Source organism: Microcoleus sp. w1-18aA5 (genome assembly GCF_036701705.1).
GTDB lineage: Bacteria > Cyanobacteriota > Cyanobacteriia > Cyanobacteriales > Microcoleaceae > Microcoleus.
The window spans coordinates 1-17,792 of sequence record NZ_JAUPTE010000003.1 but is presented as its reverse complement, the minus strand read 5'-3'; the positions used below and the strand labels follow the sequence as shown (position 1 = coordinate 17,792).

15 protein-coding genes are annotated in these 17,792 nt (G+C 44.2%); 7 read left to right on the top strand and 8 right to left on the bottom strand.

Going from position 1 to position 17,792, the window contains the following annotated elements; genetic code table 11:
- The first annotated feature begins 67 nt into the window (after positions 1–67).
- Positions 68–1,582 (top strand): phospholipid carrier-dependent glycosyltransferase, encoded by a 1,515-nt coding sequence (locus Q5691_RS01790; protein ID WP_333227584.1) that lies wholly within the window; start codon positions 68–70, stop codon positions 1,580–1,582.
- A gap of 149 nt (positions 1,583–1,731) precedes the next feature.
- Here Q5691_RS01790 and trmB read toward each other — a convergent pair whose 3' ends face one another.
- The 3 genes from trmB to csaB form a co-directional block, all read right to left on the bottom strand.
- Positions 1,732–2,364 (bottom strand): tRNA (guanosine(46)-N7)-methyltransferase TrmB, encoded by a 633-nt coding sequence (gene trmB / locus Q5691_RS01785; protein WP_333209314.1) that lies wholly within the window; start codon positions 2,362–2,364, stop codon positions 1,732–1,734.
- 159 nt (positions 2,365–2,523) lie between these two features.
- Positions 2,524–3,276 carry a Uma2 family endonuclease gene (locus tag Q5691_RS01780; protein ID WP_333343807.1) on the bottom strand — a complete coding sequence of 251 codons (753 nt, stop codon included), beginning with the start codon at positions 3,274–3,276 and terminating at the stop codon, positions 2,524–2,526.
- Positions 3,277–3,298: 22 nt separating this feature from the next.
- Entirely contained in the window at positions 3,299–4,336 is a 1,038-nt protein-coding gene (csaB, locus tag Q5691_RS01775) for a polysaccharide pyruvyl transferase CsaB (protein ID WP_333227582.1), read from the bottom strand.
- Positions 4,337–4,746: 410 nt separating this feature from the next.
- Here csaB and Q5691_RS01770 point away from each other — a divergent pair, with 410 nt between their 5' ends.
- Together Q5691_RS01770 and Q5691_RS01765 are read left to right on the top strand one after the other, a co-directional pair.
- On the top strand, positions 4,747–5,058 hold the full coding sequence (locus Q5691_RS01770) for a DUF2499 domain-containing protein (protein WP_333154630.1): 312 nt from the start codon (positions 4,747–4,749) through the stop codon (positions 5,056–5,058).
- Between the two features lie 16 nt (positions 5,059–5,074).
- Complete coding sequence (locus tag Q5691_RS01765; RefSeq protein WP_333209216.1) at positions 5,075–5,494, top strand: lysozyme inhibitor LprI family protein; 420 nt, start codon at positions 5,075–5,077, stop codon at positions 5,492–5,494.
- A 73-nt stretch (positions 5,495–5,567) separates the two neighbouring features.
- Here the strand turns inward: Q5691_RS01765 and Q5691_RS01760 are convergent, their stop codons facing one another.
- Positions 5,568–6,431, bottom strand: a complete 864-nt coding sequence (locus Q5691_RS01760; RefSeq protein ID WP_333227580.1) for a DUF4037 domain-containing protein — start codon at positions 6,429–6,431, stop codon at positions 5,568–5,570.
- Between the two features lie 260 nt (positions 6,432–6,691).
- Between Q5691_RS01760 and Q5691_RS01755 the strand changes: the two genes are divergently transcribed.
- Positions 6,692–10,522, top strand: coding sequence for a DNA polymerase III subunit alpha (locus tag Q5691_RS01755; RefSeq protein ID WP_333209212.1), 3,831 nt, complete (start codon positions 6,692–6,694; stop codon positions 10,520–10,522).
- Between the two features lie 42 nt (positions 10,523–10,564).
- Here Q5691_RS01755 and Q5691_RS01750 read toward each other — a convergent pair whose 3' ends face one another.
- Both Q5691_RS01750 and Q5691_RS01745 read right to left on the bottom strand, forming a co-directional pair.
- Positions 10,565–10,864 (bottom strand): DUF3593 domain-containing protein, encoded by a 300-nt coding sequence (locus tag Q5691_RS01750; RefSeq protein ID WP_333209210.1) that lies wholly within the window; start codon positions 10,862–10,864, stop codon positions 10,565–10,567.
- A 297-nt stretch (positions 10,865–11,161) separates the two neighbouring features.
- The gene (locus Q5691_RS01745; RefSeq protein ID WP_333343806.1) at positions 11,162–11,815 is read right to left on the bottom strand and encodes an ATP-binding protein; all 654 of its coding nucleotides are present in this window, start codon (positions 11,813–11,815) and stop codon (positions 11,162–11,164) included.
- 170 nt (positions 11,816–11,985) lie between these two features.
- Here Q5691_RS01745 and Q5691_RS01740 point away from each other — a divergent pair, with 170 nt between their 5' ends.
- Complete coding sequence (locus Q5691_RS01740; RefSeq protein WP_333209207.1) at positions 11,986–12,255, top strand: hypothetical protein; 270 nt, start codon at positions 11,986–11,988, stop codon at positions 12,253–12,255.
- Positions 12,256–12,404: 149 nt separating this feature from the next.
- Entirely contained in the window at positions 12,405–13,148 is a 744-nt protein-coding gene (locus Q5691_RS01735; RefSeq protein WP_333209205.1) for a pentapeptide repeat-containing protein, read from the top strand.
- 104 nt (positions 13,149–13,252) lie between these two features.
- Here the strand turns inward: Q5691_RS01735 and Q5691_RS01730 are convergent, their stop codons facing one another.
- Together Q5691_RS01730 and gatA are read right to left on the bottom strand one after the other, a co-directional pair.
- Positions 13,253–14,311: an alpha/beta fold hydrolase gene (locus Q5691_RS01730; protein WP_333209203.1), complete on the bottom strand. Its 1,059-nt coding sequence runs from the start codon at positions 14,309–14,311 to the stop codon at positions 13,253–13,255.
- Between the two features lie 118 nt (positions 14,312–14,429).
- On the bottom strand, positions 14,430–15,890 hold the full coding sequence (gene gatA / locus Q5691_RS01725; RefSeq protein ID WP_333082744.1) for an Asp-tRNA(Asn)/Glu-tRNA(Gln) amidotransferase subunit GatA: 1,461 nt from the start codon (positions 15,888–15,890) through the stop codon (positions 14,430–14,432).
- A 1,251-nt stretch (positions 15,891–17,141) separates the two neighbouring features.
- Between gatA and Q5691_RS01720 the strand changes: the two genes are divergently transcribed.
- Positions 17,142–17,597 carry a helix-turn-helix domain-containing protein gene (locus Q5691_RS01720; protein WP_333209312.1) on the top strand — a complete coding sequence of 152 codons (456 nt, stop codon included), beginning with the start codon at positions 17,142–17,144 and terminating at the stop codon, positions 17,595–17,597.
- Positions 17,598–17,792: the final 195 nt, after the last annotated feature.

Sequence of the window (17,792 nt, the reverse complement as noted above, 5' to 3'; positions counted from 1 at the left end):
TCTCAACTCAGGAATTTTAAATTAGCGATCGCCCTCAAATTTAGTATCTATTATTTGCTGCTGTTTTATGAAAATCAAGAAAAAACAATTTAACAAATCGAATGTTATTTTCTCCCTAGCAATGCTCGGCATCTTTCTATTTTCCTTAACTCTCCGCTTTTGGGAACTAGAGCGATTTAACACTTTAGTATTTGACGAGGTTTATTACGCTAAATTTGCCAACAATTATCTCACAAAAACTCCTTTTTTCAACGCTCACCCGCCTCTGAGCCAGTACATAATTGCGATCGGCATTTGGATTGGCACTCACCTTCCCTTCGGCAAAACAGCCGTCAACAGTATGGCTGGTTCCCTGCTTTCTCCTTGGGATTACCGTTGGCTGAATGCTCTTACAGGTTCCTTTATTCCGCTAGTTGTGGGAACCCTGGCTTATCAGCTAGTTCCGCGCCGCACCTTTGCTTTTATTGCTGCTTTATTGATCGCTTGCGACGGTCTGTTTTTAGTTGAGTCTCGCTACGCGCTGAACAACATTTATCTGGTTTTATTTGGAATTTTAGGTCAGTTATTTATTTTAAAATCCGTAGAAGCCGAAGGCAAAAAGCGCTGGCTTTGGCTGGTACTCGCCGGAATAGGTTTCGGCGCATCTGCGGCTATCAAATGGAACGGATTATGGTTCCTTTTCGGTACTTATCTAATTTTAATCTGTGCTTGGGTCGTTCGTTTTATCCAGGGTAACAGAGGAAATGAAGAACAAAGCCGCGAGGTAGATTCACCTCTAATTCCTGCCGAAAGTCCAGTACAAAAACTGACTAAACTCAATTTTATAGAACTCTGCTTGAGTCTAGCTATTATTCCTATTCTAGTTTACAGCATCTCTTGGATTCCTCACCTGCACTTTAATCCAACTCCCAATTTCTGGCAGATGCAAACGGAAATCTTGACTTATCACCAGCGGATTAAAAGTGGCCCAGATGTGCATCCTTACTGTTCCGCGTGGTACGGCTGGCCGTTGATGCTGCGCCCGATAGTTTACTTCTTCAAAAAAGCTAGCAACAATGCACAATCAGATCCGGTTTTGCCGCCTTTACCTGAAGGTGCAACTGAGGTAATTTTTGACGTTCATGCAATGGGAAATCCCTTCCTTTGGTGGCTGTCAACCTTAGCTTTACTGCTAGTAATAGGAGTTTTAGTTCACCGAATTTTGGTGTGGCTGCAAACGCGCAACGAGGCTTCTGTTGAAAGGATAGAACAGCAGCAGCCGATTTTGTTTCCGCCGACTGCTGAAATGTGGCTGGGGTTATATTTAATAGTTAATTGGGCCGCTAATTTGCTGCCTTGGGTGAAGGTGACTCGCTGCATATTTTTATACCATTATATGGGCTGTTCTGTGTTTTCAGGCTTAGCACTTGCTTGGTGGGTTGACAGGTGGCTGCACAGCCCTCAAACTAGACTCCGAGGGATGGGGGTAACAATTATTTTTCTGGTTTTGGGTGCTTTTATTTTCTGGATGCCTATCTATTTGGGACTGCCTTTGTCGAAGTGGGAATTCAATATTCGGATGTGGCTGCCGTCTTGGGTTTAAGTTAGAAATAATTCTTTTATGAACGGGCTCTCCGGCCCGTTCCACAAGAAAATTAAGTTTTGTGGAACAGGCATCTTGCCTGTTCCTAACCAAGGTGCAAGATGTAAGTTATAACATTTATGACAAAGGTGAGTTTGCGAAAGCAAGCATTATTTTTGATAGAGTGCTCGATAAACTGGTTCACCCCGTTTCAGAGTAGCAATTTCTCTTTCTGTAGCCACAGGCAGGGGATTTTCTGCTAACCATTCGCCGCCATTTTGACGTTTAAAAATCGGGTGAGATGAAAAGCGATCGCACATTTCTCTTTCTACTTCTTCAATATCTGACTGGATAAAAACTTCCCCACCAATTGCCAGATAATTTGCCAATTCATTGACTAATTCCTGCTGCACCACCCGCCGTTTGTGGTGCTTTTTCTTGAACCACGGATCTGGAAATTGAATGCTAACTCGCTGCAAAGTGCCTGCGGGTAAAGTTTCTAAAATTGGCTTCAGGGAACTATTCGCATTGCAAAACAAATAGTGCAAATTTGTCAAGCCTTTTTCGTCCCGCCAAAGATTCGCTTCTTCTACCAGAGGTTCGCGAATTTCTAATCCGAGAAAGTTCCAGTCTGTTTGGATTTGCGCCATGTGCCACAAAAACCGTCCTCTGCCGCAGCCAATATCTAAATGCAGCGGTAAATTTAAGTCGGCATAGATTTTAGTCCAATCCGGGGGACTTGCAGATGCTTGATATCTAATTGATAGGGGATTGACGTGTTCCCGCACTCTTACTCTTGCCAATTTTGCTGTCTCCTGAATGTAATTTTGAACCGCTGATGAAGGCAGATGAACGTGGATTAACGCAGATAAATATTGATTTTTGCGATCTTAGCCAATACTTTTTAATTAATGAGCAATCTTAAATTGCAGAGGGACAATTTTAAATTGCTCATTATTGCATTAGGCTTCTGGTTCAAGGCCTGCTGCTCTTAATTGGGCGGCTAATCTTTCCGATCGTTCTCGTTCTTGTTCGGCTTGCTGTTGAGCGAGATCCCTTTGCTGCCTTTCCCTTTCTACCATCTCTGCTCCCCACAATAACATTTCTCCGCTCTCATCCCACCACCGCAACCAATATCCCGTTCTTTCGGCTTTTGTTCCCTGCCAAACCCCCAGAAATAACCCAACTCCTGCAATCCAATAACGGCCGTTTAAATCTGGTGGTTGTACTTCATACTTTCCTGATGAATCCAACTGGTAGACTTCTAACACTCCAGCGGCAGGCTCAAAAAGTGCATAGATTGAAACTCGCAATACTTGTTCGTAAAAAAACCATTTTCCCTGCGGATAAGTTTGTTTGCTAGAATATTCATCGTTGGGACTAGCTGACAAAAATTCCATGACAATCGCCGGAATGTCTCCTTCTAAGTTTGGAGTGTAACTGCGGCGAATTTCTTGACTGGAAAGCGGCTGGACGTTGCGGGCATAAAACCAATCTGGAGCTTTAATAACTAGCTTGCCGTTTAATGTAGCGCAAATTCCTATGTTTGGGGCAACTAATATTCCTGTTACAATTAGCCCTGCGATTTCTAAGATTTCGCGCAAGGCGGCGGCTACCAAGGGTTGGTCGATATTTTCCACTGGTTGCTCGTCTAAAATGAAGTCGTCTGGCAATTTTTCCCAGGTAATTTTTAAGTCGGCTGTACTGACTGTCATTGTATTTCACCTCTGAATGAGATTATTGGAGCGCGGCTCGCAATACTTCGCGATGAAAGAGCGATCGCTCTACTATAAATTTTATCCTGTCTGACGATAAGGCGTCGCCGTTAGCATAGTGTTCGATCCAGGTTTTGCTGATTAAATAAGGATCGTCTGGCAATTCTGATAATAAGTATCCCGGCATTTCTAGCTCTTCCATTAACTGGCTGACTTTCGGATCGTAGCTGAGGGCAAAACAGCGGCATTCTTCCGATGCTGCCATAATTAAACTGTGGTAGCGCATCCCGATCGCCATTTCGACTCCCCGGAACACTCCTTTCAATTTTCTCGGATCGTCTAAACTGAGGATGCGACTCCTTTTGGGCAGGGCTTCGTGCAAATGTTGGGCAATTTCTAAGTCGTGAGACGCTTGAAAAGGCAGCAGCAAAATTAAGGTGCGAGTTGCTTTTTGAAAGTCAACTAAAGCTTGAGTTAAGATTGATAAACGGGCGGTAGTTAGTGTAGGATGAGAACGCAAACAAACAGCTACTCTGGGCGCAGGTAAATCCCACAAACCCGACACGGGCGAGTTCTCCAAAGCCCACACCGGATCGGGCGCTAAAGTAAAGGGAATTTTCCAATCTGCAAGTAAAGTAGCTGAACCTTTATCCCGCACGCTGACGCCGGTGCATCCCGCAAAACAGCGCTGAGATAACTTGCGAGTCATTTCGCGCTTCAAAGGCCCAATTCCCTGGGCCCAGGCAACAGTTTTTAAGCCCATCTGCTGCGCTAATCCCATCAAACCACCATAATAGAAAGGACTCACAATGCTAGTAGCGTCTTGGATTAAACTACCGCCGCCCCAGATTAGGGCGTCGGAGGTGCGGAGTGCTTCGAGAACTTGAAAGGCATTCATGCGATCGCGCGCAGCTACCCCGTACCGCTGATTTGTCTCAACAGGATTGCCAGACAGGACGATCGGCGTCACGCCATCTGGTAACATTTGCAGTAGCGATGCCAACAGCGCCTCGTCGCCGCCGTTGCCTTTACCGTAATAGCCGCACAAAATTGCTCGCATTTCTACTCTTTTGTTTGTTTGTGATGGAGAATCTAAGTATTTTAGATTTTAGATTTTGGATTTTAGATTTTTTTGAGATTTGAAATTTGATAATACTACTACCCAAAAAAACGCTACTGTCAGTAAGCTTCAAGGCTTTACGTCATCAGTCAGCTCAAATCGCAAATCTAATAAAATCTCGAATCGCTAATCTAAAATTGTATGACCAGCCCAAAAACAGGTACAAGCCCCGACTTAAGTCGTGGATGCTCCTAAAATTTTAGACCAAAGCTCAAGCTCCAAGATTCATCTGTGGAGTAAATCTAAAATCTAAAATCTAAAATCTAAAATCGACTGACTCATCATACTTTATATGACCGTTGCGTAAGTCCCGATCGATAAATCTTTCATCTTCGTTCACAATACAAAAAATGCACGCTTTGTCAATTCCCACCTGGATTATTCACGTCTCTAGCGTCGTCGAGTGGATTGCCGCCATCTGGTTAATTTGGACTTACGGCGAAGTCACTCAAAACCGAGCTTGGTGGGCCCTTTCCGCCGGAATGCTGCCCGCTCTCGTCAGCGCTATGTGTGCCTGTACATGGCACTATTTTGACAACTCCCCAGCCCTAGAATGGATAGTTACCCTGCAAGCGGCGATGACTCTCTTCGGCAATTTTACTTTGTGGGCGGCGGCTTGGTGGATTTGGCGATCGGCTCAACCCGAAAAAATTAAAGATTGAAAAAGAGGTAAATATTTTGAAAAAAATCACTATTTGGGTCAAATTAGCCACGAGTTCGCTGTTGTTAACAGCCGGATTTTTGCTTCCTAGCAAAGCCAGCAACACTTCCTTGCAACTCGCTCAACAGCCCAACTGCAAAAGTCCTCAAACTACACAGGAGCAGAATGCGTGTTCCAGTCAGGAGTTTCAGGCAGCCGACAGGAAACTCAATCAAGTATATCAGCAACTTCAGCCGAAACTCAACAGCAAACAAAAGCAAAGATTGATAGTAGCACAGCGTAGTTGGCTCAAGTTTAGAGATGAATCTTGCAATTATGAAATGGGGCAGTTTGAAGGCGGTTCTTTGGCTGCTTCTACCTACGGTTATTGCAGGGCAAGAGTGACGCAAGAACGGATTAAAGATTTGGAGCGTTATTTGCAACAAGCAAATTTGTAAAAGTTCGATCGCTATTTAGGGAGGTGCACACTGCTAACCCTAGGATATGGCACTCTGTTTTTTTTGCACTTACCTAGTTAGCGAGAGAATTAGTAGCAATTAAACCTGCCTCAATCAACAAGTGATCGAGACTGTCAACCAGTCCATCAAGACAATGTAAAATTTGGCGATCGCCTGCAGGTAACGAAATAGAATTAGTTAGACTGTGAATTTGGCTTTCCAAATCTTCCGGCAATTTTGAACACAAAGCTGTTGCCCTTTCTACCAGACGCTTTTCGCCCGGATGAGGGATAGAATTAACAGCAAAAATAATATCAAAATAACTGCCTAAAAAAGCGGCTGTTCGGTGGATAATACTTACTGAATCGCGGCGCAAAACAGCGGATTCTAGCTGGTGGCGAAATGAAAAAATCTGGTGGCGCAAAATCGGATAATTTTTGGCAATTATGGCTTGACGGAGTTGTTCTGGATAAGGTCGATCGACATTGGCTTGAAATTGCTGAAACCAACCGTCTCTGTCATACAATGATACTGAGGTGAGAATGTTCCACCAAAAACAGGTTGAATAACCTACTGATGCTTGATATTTTACCAGGATGCGATCGAGTTCTTCTTCGATCCATTCGGGCCTGCGGTACATAATATCTATACCGCAGCCAGTGTTAATATCTATCCACTCGTCTCCGGGTTCCCAAAATTGATTGTTGATTGAAATGCGATCGGAAAATTGTCTCGCTATCGCCTCCCGTATGTCAACAGGAATTTCCTCTTTAACATATACGTAAAAATCAAAATCCGATGACTCATCCGTAACGAGAGTTGTTCGAGAACCTGCTAAAACGACGGCTACAACTTGAGGCAAACTGCTAAACTGCTCCCCAATAGTTTGAGCCAGTGGGGGAATTTGTTCGAGAGCTAGTTGATAATTGTGCGGCATTTAATTACCTTGTTTTGCACTTAAAAAATCACAGCAAATGCTTAACTCTAGCGATCAAGATTTTAACGCATAACTTTGAACTCCTAACTCAACAATTGATAATTGTTAACAAATACGGCGGAGGCGAACTGATGCGCTGCGGTCTCGTATCCCCTACCAAAATTATCTCAAAAGTAACATAAAAGTTTGTTTTTTATTTTACACTTTGACACGCGGATAGTGTAGAATCTAAAATCTAAAATCTAAAATCTAAAATCCCTATGTCCTTCGTTGGTTTGCACATTCACAGCGATTATAGCTTACTAGATGGGGCTTCTCAGCTACAACAGCTCGCAGAACGGGCGGTGGAATTGGGGATGCCCGCGATCGCCCTTACAGACCACGGCGTGATGTACGGCGCGATCGAACTCATCAAAGTTTGCCGAAATAAAAATATTAAGCCGATTATTGGCAATGAAATGTATGTCGTCAACGGCGACATTGAAGTAAAAGTTCGAGGTAGAAGAAAATACCATCAAGTTGTTTTAGCTAAAAATACCCAAGGTTATAAAAACCTCGTCAAACTAACCACAATTTCCCACTTAAAGGGAATGCCTGAAAGAGGTATCTTTGCCCGCCCCTGCATTAACAAGGAACTGCTAAAACAATACTCCGAAGGTTTAATTGTTACCAGTGCTTGTTTGGGTGGCGAAGTTCCCCAAATGATTCTGCAAAACAAGTTAGATGCTGCCCGTGAAGTAGCCAGTTGGTATAAAGAAGTATTTGGGGAAGATTACTATATAGAAATTCAAGACCACGGTTCCCCGGAAGACCGGATTGTTAATGTTGAAATCGTTAAAATTGCCCGCGAACTCAAGATTAAAATAATTGCCACCAATGATTCTCACTATATTTCCTGCAACGACGTAGAAGCACACGATGCTTTGCTGTGCATTAACACCAACAAACTGATTGAAGAAGACAAGCGGATGCGCTACAGCGGTACTGAATATCTTAAGTCCGCCGAGGAGATGGCGCAACTGTTTCGAGATCATTTGGATGATGAAACAATCAAAGAGGCGATCGAAAATACCCTAGAGGTCGCAAATAAAGTATCGAGATACGAGCTCACAGGAGAAGCTCGAATTCCCACAATTCCAATTCCTCCAGAACATACAGCCGATACTTATGTAGAAGAAATATCCTGGCTGGGACTGTTAGAACGCCTCAAAGCCCGCACCAGAAATGAAATCCCCCCCGTCTACAAACAAAGACTAGAATACGAACTGAAAATGCTTCAGCAGATGGGATTTTCGGAATATTTCTTAGTAGTTTGGGACTACATAAAATATGCTAGAGATAACGATATCCCAGTAGGGCCAGGACGCGGTTCTGCCGCAGGTTCTCTAGTTGCATACGTCCTCAAAATCACCAATATCGACCCCGTACACCACGGACTACTATTCGAGCGATTTCTCAATCCCGAACGGAAATCTATGCCAGATATTGATAGCGATTTCTGCATAGAAAGACGGGACGACATGATTAAATACGTTACGGAAAAATATGGTAGCGAGCGCGTAGCGCAAATTATTACTTTCAACAGAATGACATCAAAAGCTGTCTTGAAAGATGTTGGGAGAGTGTTAGGTATTCCCTACAAAAAAGCCGACGAAATGGCTAAACTAATTCCCGTGTCCAGGGGAAAACCGGAAAAACTTAAAGTGATGATTTCCAATGACACACCTGCACAGGAATTTAAAGACAACTATGAAAATACAATTTGCATAAATGCAGAAACTGGTACTGAAGTCCCCGTTCGTCAGTGGATTGACATGGCAATTCGCATTGAAGGAACTAACAAAACCTATGGTGTTCACGCGGCAGGTGTGGTAATTTCCTCAGAGCCGTTGGATGAAATTGTACCGCTGCAAAAGAATAATGAGGGTGCTGTGATTACCCAATATTTCATGGAAGATTTGGAATTTTTGGGGCTGCTGAAAATGGACTTTTTGGGATTGAAAAACTTAACAACGCTCCAGAAAACTGTTGATTATATTAAGCAAACCCAAAATCTAATTGTCGATCCAGAAATGCTACCTTCTGATATAGAGCGCAGAGCTCAAGAGACTTTTGGCAGAATCAAAAAGTTACCCGATGATGTAGATAAAACCTATAGACTTTTAGAAAGAGGAGATTTAGAAGGTATTTTTCAGCTAGAATCATCTGGAATGCTGGATGTAGTGAAAAAACTCAAACCTTCCTGTCTGGATGATATTTCTTCTATTTTGGCACTTTACCGACCTGGGCCGCTGGACGCAGGTTTGATTCCTCAGTTTATTGACTGCAAGCATGGTAAAACAGTTGAGTACGATCATCCGCTATTAGAGCCGATTTTAAAAGAGACTTACGGAACGCTTTGCTTTCAAGAGCAAATTATGCGGATGGCTCAAGATTTGGCGGGCTATTCTTTGGGTCAAGCTGACTTGCTGCGGCGCGCAATGGGCAAGAAGAAAGCTGATGAAATGCAGAAGCAAAAGGAAACATTTATCGACGGCGCCACTAAGAATGGAGTCAGTCAAAGAATTGCTGAAAAGTTGTTCGCGCAAATGCTACAATTCGCGGAATATTGTTTTAATAAATCCCATTCAATGGCCTATGCGTATATCACTTATCAAACTGCCTATTTAAAGGCGAATTATCCTCTAGAATATATGGCTGCACTGCTGACGGCTAACAGGGGCGATCAGGATAAAGTACAGAAATATATTGCCAATTGTCTGAAGCTGGGTATTGAGGTTGAGCCGCCCGATGTTAATAGCTCGGAACTTACTTTTACACCGATGCCGAAACAGATGACTGGCTCTGCAAAAGATAAAATTTTGTTTGGGATTTCGGCTGTTAAAAATGTGGGAGAATCGGCAATTGAAAATATTTTGGCTGCGCGACAGGAAGGGGGTAAGTTTAAATCGTTGGCTGATTTGTGCGATCGCGTAAATCTCCATTCTGTCAACCGCCGCGCTCTAGAAGCTTTAATTCAATGCGGAGCTTTTGATAAAATTGAGCCCAACCGTCATCAATTAGTAAACGACATCGAAGGGGTGGTGAAATGGGCGCAAGACCGCAAAAGAGATCGGGAAAGTGGCCAAGGCAATCTCTTTGATTTGTTAGGTGCGAATAGCTTTGGTAAGTCGGTCAATACCTATGAGTCGGCGCCAAAATCTAAATTGGTACAAGATTATGACAAACAGGAAAAATTGCGTTTAGAAAAAGAATTACTTGGTTTTTATGTGTCAGAACATCCTCTAAAGTTTCTCATGCAAGTAAACCCAGACCCCGATGTGGTGACTCTCGAACAGTTAGCAGATAAAAAGGGGAAAGTATCAGTTATTGTCATGATCAGCGCTATCAAGCTGGTAGTGACTAAAAAAGGTGATGCGATGGCAATTTTGCAATTAGAAGATTTGACACATCAAATAAAAGCGGTTGTGTTCCCCAAGGCTTACGAACAAGTGAAACCTTACATCGTAGAGAATGCGATCTTACTGATTAGTGGAAAACTTGAGAAAGATGGGGAGGAAATTCAGATAATTGTAGACACTGCCAAGCCGGTTGAAACAGTACAAATTACAGAGGAAATCGAGAGGGGGGAACCGGAAATAAATAACCATTGGCCGGCGGAACCAGTCAACATTGTACGATCGACAAAACCTGTCGAAGTTTTAGAAATGGTGATTTTCAAGCTTACACCGCAACAAGTACAAGACGGGAAAAAACTCAATTCCCTCAAAGCTATTTTGCAAGAACTTTCCAATCGGGGAGAAGATGCTAGCGTTTCTTTGGGGGGAATTGTTGTCGGTGAATATTCATGTCAACCCCTTCGCATTAACCCACAATTGTGGGTGCAAGATGGCGAGGGAACTGTTAGCCGTCTCAAGTCGGCTGGATTTGATGCTTGGGTTTTTCCTCTAGACAATCGCGGAGATACTGTGGCATTTCGAGAAATGCGATCGCAACTTAATGTACATTCTTGGGCTAGTCGTTTACTTGACACTGAAACCGATCGCCTTCACAAGTATGTCACTTATCTCGCCCAACTAAACAGACGCTAGCCAAATGAAAGTTTCGCATTAATCCCAACTACCCTCTCAAGTTTATTCGGGCGAGGATGCTTTGGCTTTAATCACCGCTTCTCTAAAGCCTAAAACTAATAAAATATTGGCAAGTGTCAAGAATAGTTCCGCAGAACCGTGCAGCCAATCGACATTTGCTAGTGACTCGTTGTAGGCAACTTTTGCGTAAATTGCGGCGGGAATCGTCACCGCTACAAAAACGAGAGTGCCGTAAAATCCCATCAGAGCTAAACGGGGTGTTTTTCCCGATCGAGTCAAAAACCAGAGAAATCCCAAGTAGGGAAATAGAGACAGAACAAATAAAGTTTCTTTGGAAATCATTAGTAATTGGTGAGCAACCAGATACTATGATAAATTAAAAGCTCAAAAATTATTGTGAATAATTTTTAACTTTTAATGTTTAGTTTTTAATATTTAATTAGACAGATGCACCCGTTTCAATCGAACTGCTTTAGAATTACCCAAGACCATAGCTCTTAACCCAAGCTGCAGCAGGTTGGCAGTATTTAAAACCCCTCACCCACGCGGAGACAAAACCCGTAACTTTTCCCCTAACACCGTTTTTAGCATAACACATTTTTCACCGTGCCAGTCTGTTAATTGTCCATCACCCCAAAGCTACCCAGCAATTAGAAATAGAGACGGTTCCAAAGTTTTTTGTCTGCTAGGCATCAAGCAAGCATCGTTCAAAACCTCTAAATCCAAGCAGTTATTTCTATTTGCTACCAGAATTTCCTTCAGCTTAGCATCAAAATCAAAACAAGGGCCACAATCCCAAACTTTGAGTTCCAACCGTCCGTTAAACACCATAATTTCCAGTTGAATAGGAGTTTCTACTGGCAGATTTTTGTGAGCGTGGCGAACTGCATTAGTGAAACCTTCAGCCAGCGCCAACTGAAACTTCCACCAAACCTCATTGGGGAGCGATAAATCTTTCAACTGCTCAAACCACAACAAAACTTGAGTTAAAGCATTCACATCTGTGTTGACTTGCAGGCTAATATGTTGAATACAAGTTTCATGGAACTCTTCTTCCTGCTGCTGTTTACTCTGCCAATCCCAGGTGTTTAATAAATTCATTAATCCATCTAAAACGCTAGCTTTTTTTATAAAATTTTGGGATCGCTTGCGACCTTCTACTTCGTAAGTTTTGGTCAGCCACAAACAGTTTCGATTGTCGAGAGTCCGGGTGTAACTGATCTCGTCTGCAATCTGCCACATGAGTTTGATCCCCCTGCCGCATTCTGCAAGTTGATCTATGCTGTTAGACATCTATTTTCCTCGTATGAAAGTATTAGCTGTACCCTATTTTCCCGCCCGCCGAGACACCCGGTATCTTTTTTATACTTGCTGGCTCGGTATTATTTCGGGGATCACATAAAAATGCTATCTTTTTTATAGAAGGCAGCGCATCAGCAATATGTCTTAAGAGTCTAAGCCAATTGGCTTATTTACCGATCGCCTGTACGGAGAACGATCACCCTCCGCAGCAAAATCCCACTGCATCGATTACAAATACTTATGCGCTGTCGGAGTCAACCACTTGCCGCAGCCGTCGCAAGCTCCAAAATCCCTGGTATTCAGGGACTCCGGCAGTTCGCTGTTCGCTGCAAGGGAGCCTTGAGGCGCGCTCTCATCCCAAAGGCGTAAGTAATATCCGGACTCGTGAGCGCGATCGAACCTTACACCGTCGAGGCGCGTCCATCCACTAGACTAGGACTTGGGCAAACAACCCGGTTTCTGCTAAGAATATTGCGTTTGACAGCGAGAAATTAACGAGGAAACCGGGTTTTTCACCCCGCGCGCGTAAGTCCAGCAGACAAATCGGTGATGAAAGGCAGTTACAGGACTTACCCAAACTATGACCAAAATCCAACTGAAAATTCTGACTGCAGCGATAATGCTACTCCCATTTTGCGCCGCACTTCCCTTGCAAGCTCAAAATCTGTCTCTAGTCAAGCGGCTGCTAGAAACCAGAGGATGTCCCGGATGCGACTTATTTGGCGCTTCCTTGAGCCGTGCAGATTTGTTTGGCGCTTCCTTGAGCCGCGCCACTCTCAACAGGGCCGACTTAGTTGATGCCGATTTGACTGCGGCTGATTTAATGGAAGCTAATTTAAACCACGCCAACATGAGAAACGCCTTTTTGGCTGACGCCGACCTCAGCAAAGCCGATATGAGCAGGGCAGACATCAGGGGAGCCAACTTAGAAAATGCCAACCTCAGCGAGAGTTTCCTGCGAGGCGCATCCCTCCAGTTGGCTAACTTAAAATGCAGTAATTTGAGCGCTGCTAAACTAAATAGAACCGACCTGAGAAATGCTGATTTAAGCGGTGCAAATCTCACCGGTGCCGACCTCCAAGAAGCCGATTTAAGCGGTGCAAATCTCAGCGGTGCCGACCTTAGATCGGCAGACTTGAGGGATGCGAGATTGAACAAAACTAATCTCACAGGTGCCAATCTCTGCGGCGCCCGGATGCCGGATCGAAAAACATCTCGGCGCGGCTGCGAAGTTAAGAAAGAACAAGCTATAAGTACGAACAATTATTGCAATTATTGCTATGCCGTGAATGACTGGTGGCTGAATGTATTAAGGTTATACTAAGCGGTATCATCGGGATAACTACTCCGCTTTAGATATCTACTGTTAGAAGTGCGAGCAGGCGGTACAGATATCAAACTTAACCTGTTACCGCCAATAGCTTTTATCTACTTTGAAGAACCTAAAAATTGGCTCAGTATTTGCAGATATTCTGCGCCCCCGATCTGTGCCACATTAGTGTGACCTCCATCAGGAACTATGTAAAGCTGTTTGGGTTCAGGTGCTGCATCAAACAGTTTTTTGGTCATTTCCACTGGAACTACATTGTCAGCAGTTCCGTGAATAAACAGCACGGGCATTTGCAGGCGATCGACTTTTGAAAGAGAATCAAACCGCTGTGTCAGCAAAAAATCGATCGGAAACATCCAAAACAAGCCTTTTTGGAAATTCACCATCGCCCGCGTCGAAGTAAAAGATCCTTCTACGATTAACCCCGCCGCCTCCGGGTGACGCACGGCTAGATCGATCGCGATCGCGCCTCCCAAAGAATGACCGTAGATATAAATTTGATTCGGGTTAATCCCCCGCTGTTTCACCAAATAATCCCAAGCAAGTTGAGCATCCTCATAAACCTGAGATTCACTCGGAAAATCGCCCTGGCTTTTTCCATAACCACGATAATCCATCACAAATACCGACAAACCTAATCGATGAAATCGATGAGCGTGTTCGACATTTGATCCCACATTTGAAGCATTGCCGTGCAGGTACAAAACTACCCCCCCTAACCCCCCCTTGTTAAGGGGGGGAAGCGGAGCGACTGTCGGTCTATCACTTTGCGGGGACGTTCCGACTCCTCTAGCTCCCCCCCTTGGCAAGGGGGGGCTGGGGGGGCTATCCGAGCCTCCGGTGTTAACAGAGGGAACGGCCTCTCCCTTTCTTGCTCTCCCTCTTGCTAAGGGGGGGCTGGGGGGATTTTCCGAGGCAGGAATCCACCACCCGTGCACGCTGTCAACCGCGCCTGTTTTAGTTGAAATTGGCAGCCAGACATCTTGATATTTCAACTGAAAATCATCTGGCGTAGTTTCGATCGCCCGCGCAGGAAAAAAGATAAACTTACCTTGCGCTACAAATAGGAATACACAAGCAGCAGAATAAGCAACGGCCAAAACTATCCCAAAAGCTATTAGCGATTTAGACAAAAGGAATACTAGCAAATTGTTCATAGATAGAGCACGCGGGAAATTAGAGATCGCTCAAAAGCTAATGGCAAATTATTAATTTAGACAATTAGCCAAGATCGATTACTAACTTCCGCCACCGTATTCCGCCGATTTTCAAAAATTAATGCAATTCCGGGTGGTGTAAGTGCCAATTCGTAGACTGTTCGTAAGCGTGAGCCACTTGAAACAACCGAGATTCTTGCAAAACATTACTAATCAGTTGTATACCCACGGGCAGTCCTTTATCATCAAATCCGCAGGGCAAACTCAAAGCTGGCAAACCAGCAAGATTCACGGGAATAGTCATCAAATCTGACAAATACATACTCAGGGGATCATTGAATTTTTCGCCTGCCTTAAATGCGGTAGTAGGAGCAGTGGGACAGACTAAAACATCAACTTGAGAAAAAGCTTTTTCAAAGTCTTCTTTAATCAAAGTCCGAACTTTTTGAGCTTTTAGATAATAGGCATCGTAATATCCAGCCGACAATACGTAAGTGCCGATCGCAATCCGGCGTTTAACTTCCGCACCGAACCCCTGAGAGCGGGTTTTGGCATACATATCCAAAAGATTATCGGAGTCTGGAGATCGGAAACCGTACTTCACTCCATCATATCGCGCCAAATTTGCCGAAGCTTCCGAGGGAGCAATGATGTAGTAAGTGGGTAAACCGTAGCGGAACCGGGGGCAAGAAATGACTTGAATTTCTGCGCCCAATTGTTGAAATTGCTCGATCGCCTTAGTAACAGCGTCTTTAACCCCCGAGTCCAGCCCTACACCAAAAGTTTCTTTAATTACACCAATTCTAATTTGACCCTTGGGTCGCAAACTGGGTCTTAAAGCTTGAGCGTAGTCAGGAATTGGGACATTAAGACTCGTGGAATCTCTCGGATCATAACCCGCGATCGCCCCCAACAAAATCGCCGTATCCTCAACAGTCCGGCCAAAGGGCCCGATTTGATCGAGAGAAGAAGCATAGGCCACCAAACCGTAGCGAGAAACCAACCCATAAGTTGGTTTCAGCCCCACCAACCCGCAAAAAGCAGCAGGTTGGCGGATTGAGCCCCCAGTATCCGAACCCAAACTCACGACGCATTCTCCAGCGGCTACCGCTGCGGCAGAACCGCCAGAAGACCCTCCGGGCACGCGCTCCAAGTCCCAAGGATTCGCGGTAACTTGATAAGCAGAAGTTTCTGTCGAGCTCCCCATTGCAAACTCGTCCATATTCGCCTTACCCACAATCACCGCACCGGCTGCTTGGAGTTTGGAGACGACGGTTGCATCGTAGGGAGGCACAAAATTCTCCAAAATCCGAGAGGCGCAGGTTGTGGGAACGCCCTCGGTGCACATATTATCTTTAACGGCGATCGGGATGCCGGCCAACAGGCCAATTTGCTCTCCGGCTGCGATTTGGGCATCCACTTTATGGGCCTGCGCCAGTGCGCTGTCTGCCGTCACGCACAGAAAGCTTTTCAACTTCGGCTCTAGCTGGGTAATTCGGTCTAATGCTTCTTGAGTAATTTCCACAGCAGAGCGTTCTTTATTGACCAGTTGTCGGTGCAACTCGCGGATGGATGCCATGCTCGTACCTTTATTCTTTCTACTTTGAGACAATACAGTTAATATAACTGGCAATTGTACCTGCTTACAGCCCGAAGGCAAAGTCGGCTATTTTTGTGGCGAAAGTTCGAGCCTCAAAGAGGACTCCGCTAACGGGCGATAGGTCATTTTATCTACAATAGATTAAATTCCCCAAATCCCACCGAACACAAAATAGCGATCGAGTTTTTTACCTCATCTTTTAACAAACCAAGAATGCAACTGTATCAAAACTTATGCAACAAGTGGTTGGACTCGCGAATTATTTGAAGAAGGGGTAATGTGTGCAATGAGACCCCTACATAATTAGGTTATGCCTCCAAGAATGTGTATGCAAGATCACAATCATTAGGAAATTAGTCATTCCCAATTCTGCAATCTAAATTCTCAAATATTAGATAGAACCTAGCTTTTCTTCGACGCAACCAAGTATTTAGGGAAGAAAAAGAAGGCATAGAAAATAAACCAATTCCCGGTTATGAATGCTTTATTCCGGGGAATTTTCAGAATATTATAGTTCACAATACATATTTGTTTATTAGGCTTAAGTTATTTTAAAGGGCATAATTAGCAGCATTTAAGCTGATTTTATAGAAGATTAATCTCCTGTAAACATATAAATAAATAAACTTAATATAAAAAATATGATAATAAAAGATTAGATTATGGCGGTATATAGCCTAATAATTAGGGTCAGATTATGAAGAATACTTTTTTAGTCAAAAATGACTAAAAGTTATCATTCAGCCGAGTGAATTAAGGGCCGCTGCCCGATCGAAGAAAATAGCGATCGACCTTTTCCGATCCACGCCCCCTGTGCCAGAGGTCAATCGATTTTAGATTTTAGATTTTAGATTTTAGAATTGAAGCATTGACCCCACGGATAAATTCGGGGGGCAAGTTTCATCGGATACAGGTTTTTTATTTCTGGATCCTGAGTCTGCTTTCGGAATGAATCCGGCGGCTTGTATCCTGGATGCTTTCGGTCAACAAGCCTGTCATAAATCTGGGGTTCACAAAAAAGCTGGGAACGCTCACCGCCACGCCGTGGTCTCCTGTTGCGCGCACCTGCAAAAAAACAGCAGTCCTTCCTCAATTGCGACTAGCTGCGTGCATCTGCGGTAAAAAAAGCTACTTATTTGCCCGATCGATCCCCAGGAAAATAATTTCATCCGGAATTATCCCCAAAACCCAAGATATATGGTAAGAAGTTCCCGATGCCCCGTTGGAGGAATGCCACCTAAAGCTCACTTAGAATCCCACCTGACGGCAGAGGAACTCAAAATTCGCTACCGGCAGGCACAAAACACCACAGAGTCGCGCCGCTGGCACTTGCTGCTGTTAGTTTCCCGAAATTGGACTATCAAACAAGCAGCCCAAGTCGTAGGCCTCAACTACGACTACGCCAAAGAAATTGTCCAGCGCTATAACCGAGAAGGGCCTACCTCTGTCAGGAACCGCAGCGGAGACCGCCAGCCCCCTCCTGCAAAATCCTTGCTGAATCCAGAACAGCAAGAAGAACTGCGACAAGCGCTGCAAGGCCCTGCCCCCGACGGCGGAGACTGGACAGGCCCCAAAGTCGCTCGCTGGATTGCCGAAAAGATTGGTAGCGATCATGTCTGGCCCCAACGCGGCTGGGATTACCTCAAGCGGTTGGGTGCTGACTGGCGACGGCGGCGCAGAAAGTAGATAGTTCGCAATATTTAAAGGGGGTTGATTGCTTTGGTGCGATCGCTCCCTTTATTTTGGTTATTTTGCTGCAATCTAACTTTCGGATTTCACATTGTAGATTGTAGATTTGTTCTGCAATCTAAAATCTAAAATCTAAAATCTAAAATCTAAAATCTAAAATCTAAAATCTAAAATCTAAAATCTAAAATCTAA

What these genes read in the sequence shown, in the direction of transcription:
- Q5691_RS01770 (WP_333154630.1), top strand. Translation starts at nt 4,747, where the DNA reads ATGCACGCTTTGTCAATTCCCACCTGGATTATTCACGTCTCTAGCGTC.
- Q5691_RS01755 (WP_333209212.1), top strand. Translation starts at nt 6,692, where the DNA reads ATGTCCTTCGTTGGTTTGCACATTCACAGCGATTATAGCTTACTAGAT.
- Q5691_RS01760 (WP_333227580.1), bottom strand. Translation starts at nt 6,431, where the DNA reads ATGCCGCACAATTATCAACTAGCTCTCGAACAAATTCCCCCACTGGCT.
- csaB (WP_333227582.1), bottom strand. Translation starts at nt 4,336, where the DNA reads ATGCGAGCAATTTTGTGCGGCTATTACGGTAAAGGCAACGGCGGCGAC.
- Q5691_RS01790 (WP_333227584.1), top strand. Translation starts at nt 68, where the DNA reads ATGAAAATCAAGAAAAAACAATTTAACAAATCGAATGTTATTTTCTCC.
- Q5691_RS01720 (WP_333209312.1), top strand. Translation starts at nt 17,142, where the DNA reads ATGCCACCTAAAGCTCACTTAGAATCCCACCTGACGGCAGAGGAACTC.
- Q5691_RS01730 (WP_333209203.1), bottom strand. Translation starts at nt 14,311, where the DNA reads ATGAACAATTTGCTAGTATTCCTTTTGTCTAAATCGCTAATAGCTTTT.
- Q5691_RS01780 (WP_333343807.1), bottom strand. Translation starts at nt 3,276, where the DNA reads ATGACAGTCAGTACAGCCGACTTAAAAATTACCTGGGAAAAATTGCCA.
- gatA (WP_333082744.1), bottom strand. Translation starts at nt 15,890, where the DNA reads ATGGCATCCATCCGCGAGTTGCACCGACAACTGGTCAATAAAGAACGC.
- Q5691_RS01745 (WP_333343806.1), bottom strand. Translation starts at nt 11,815, where the DNA reads ATGTCTAACAGCATAGATCAACTTGCAGAATGCGGCAGGGGGATCAAA.
- Q5691_RS01750 (WP_333209210.1), bottom strand. Translation starts at nt 10,864, where the DNA reads ATGATTTCCAAAGAAACTTTATTTGTTCTGTCTCTATTTCCCTACTTG.
- Q5691_RS01735 (WP_333209205.1), top strand. Translation starts at nt 12,405, where the DNA reads ATGACCAAAATCCAACTGAAAATTCTGACTGCAGCGATAATGCTACTC.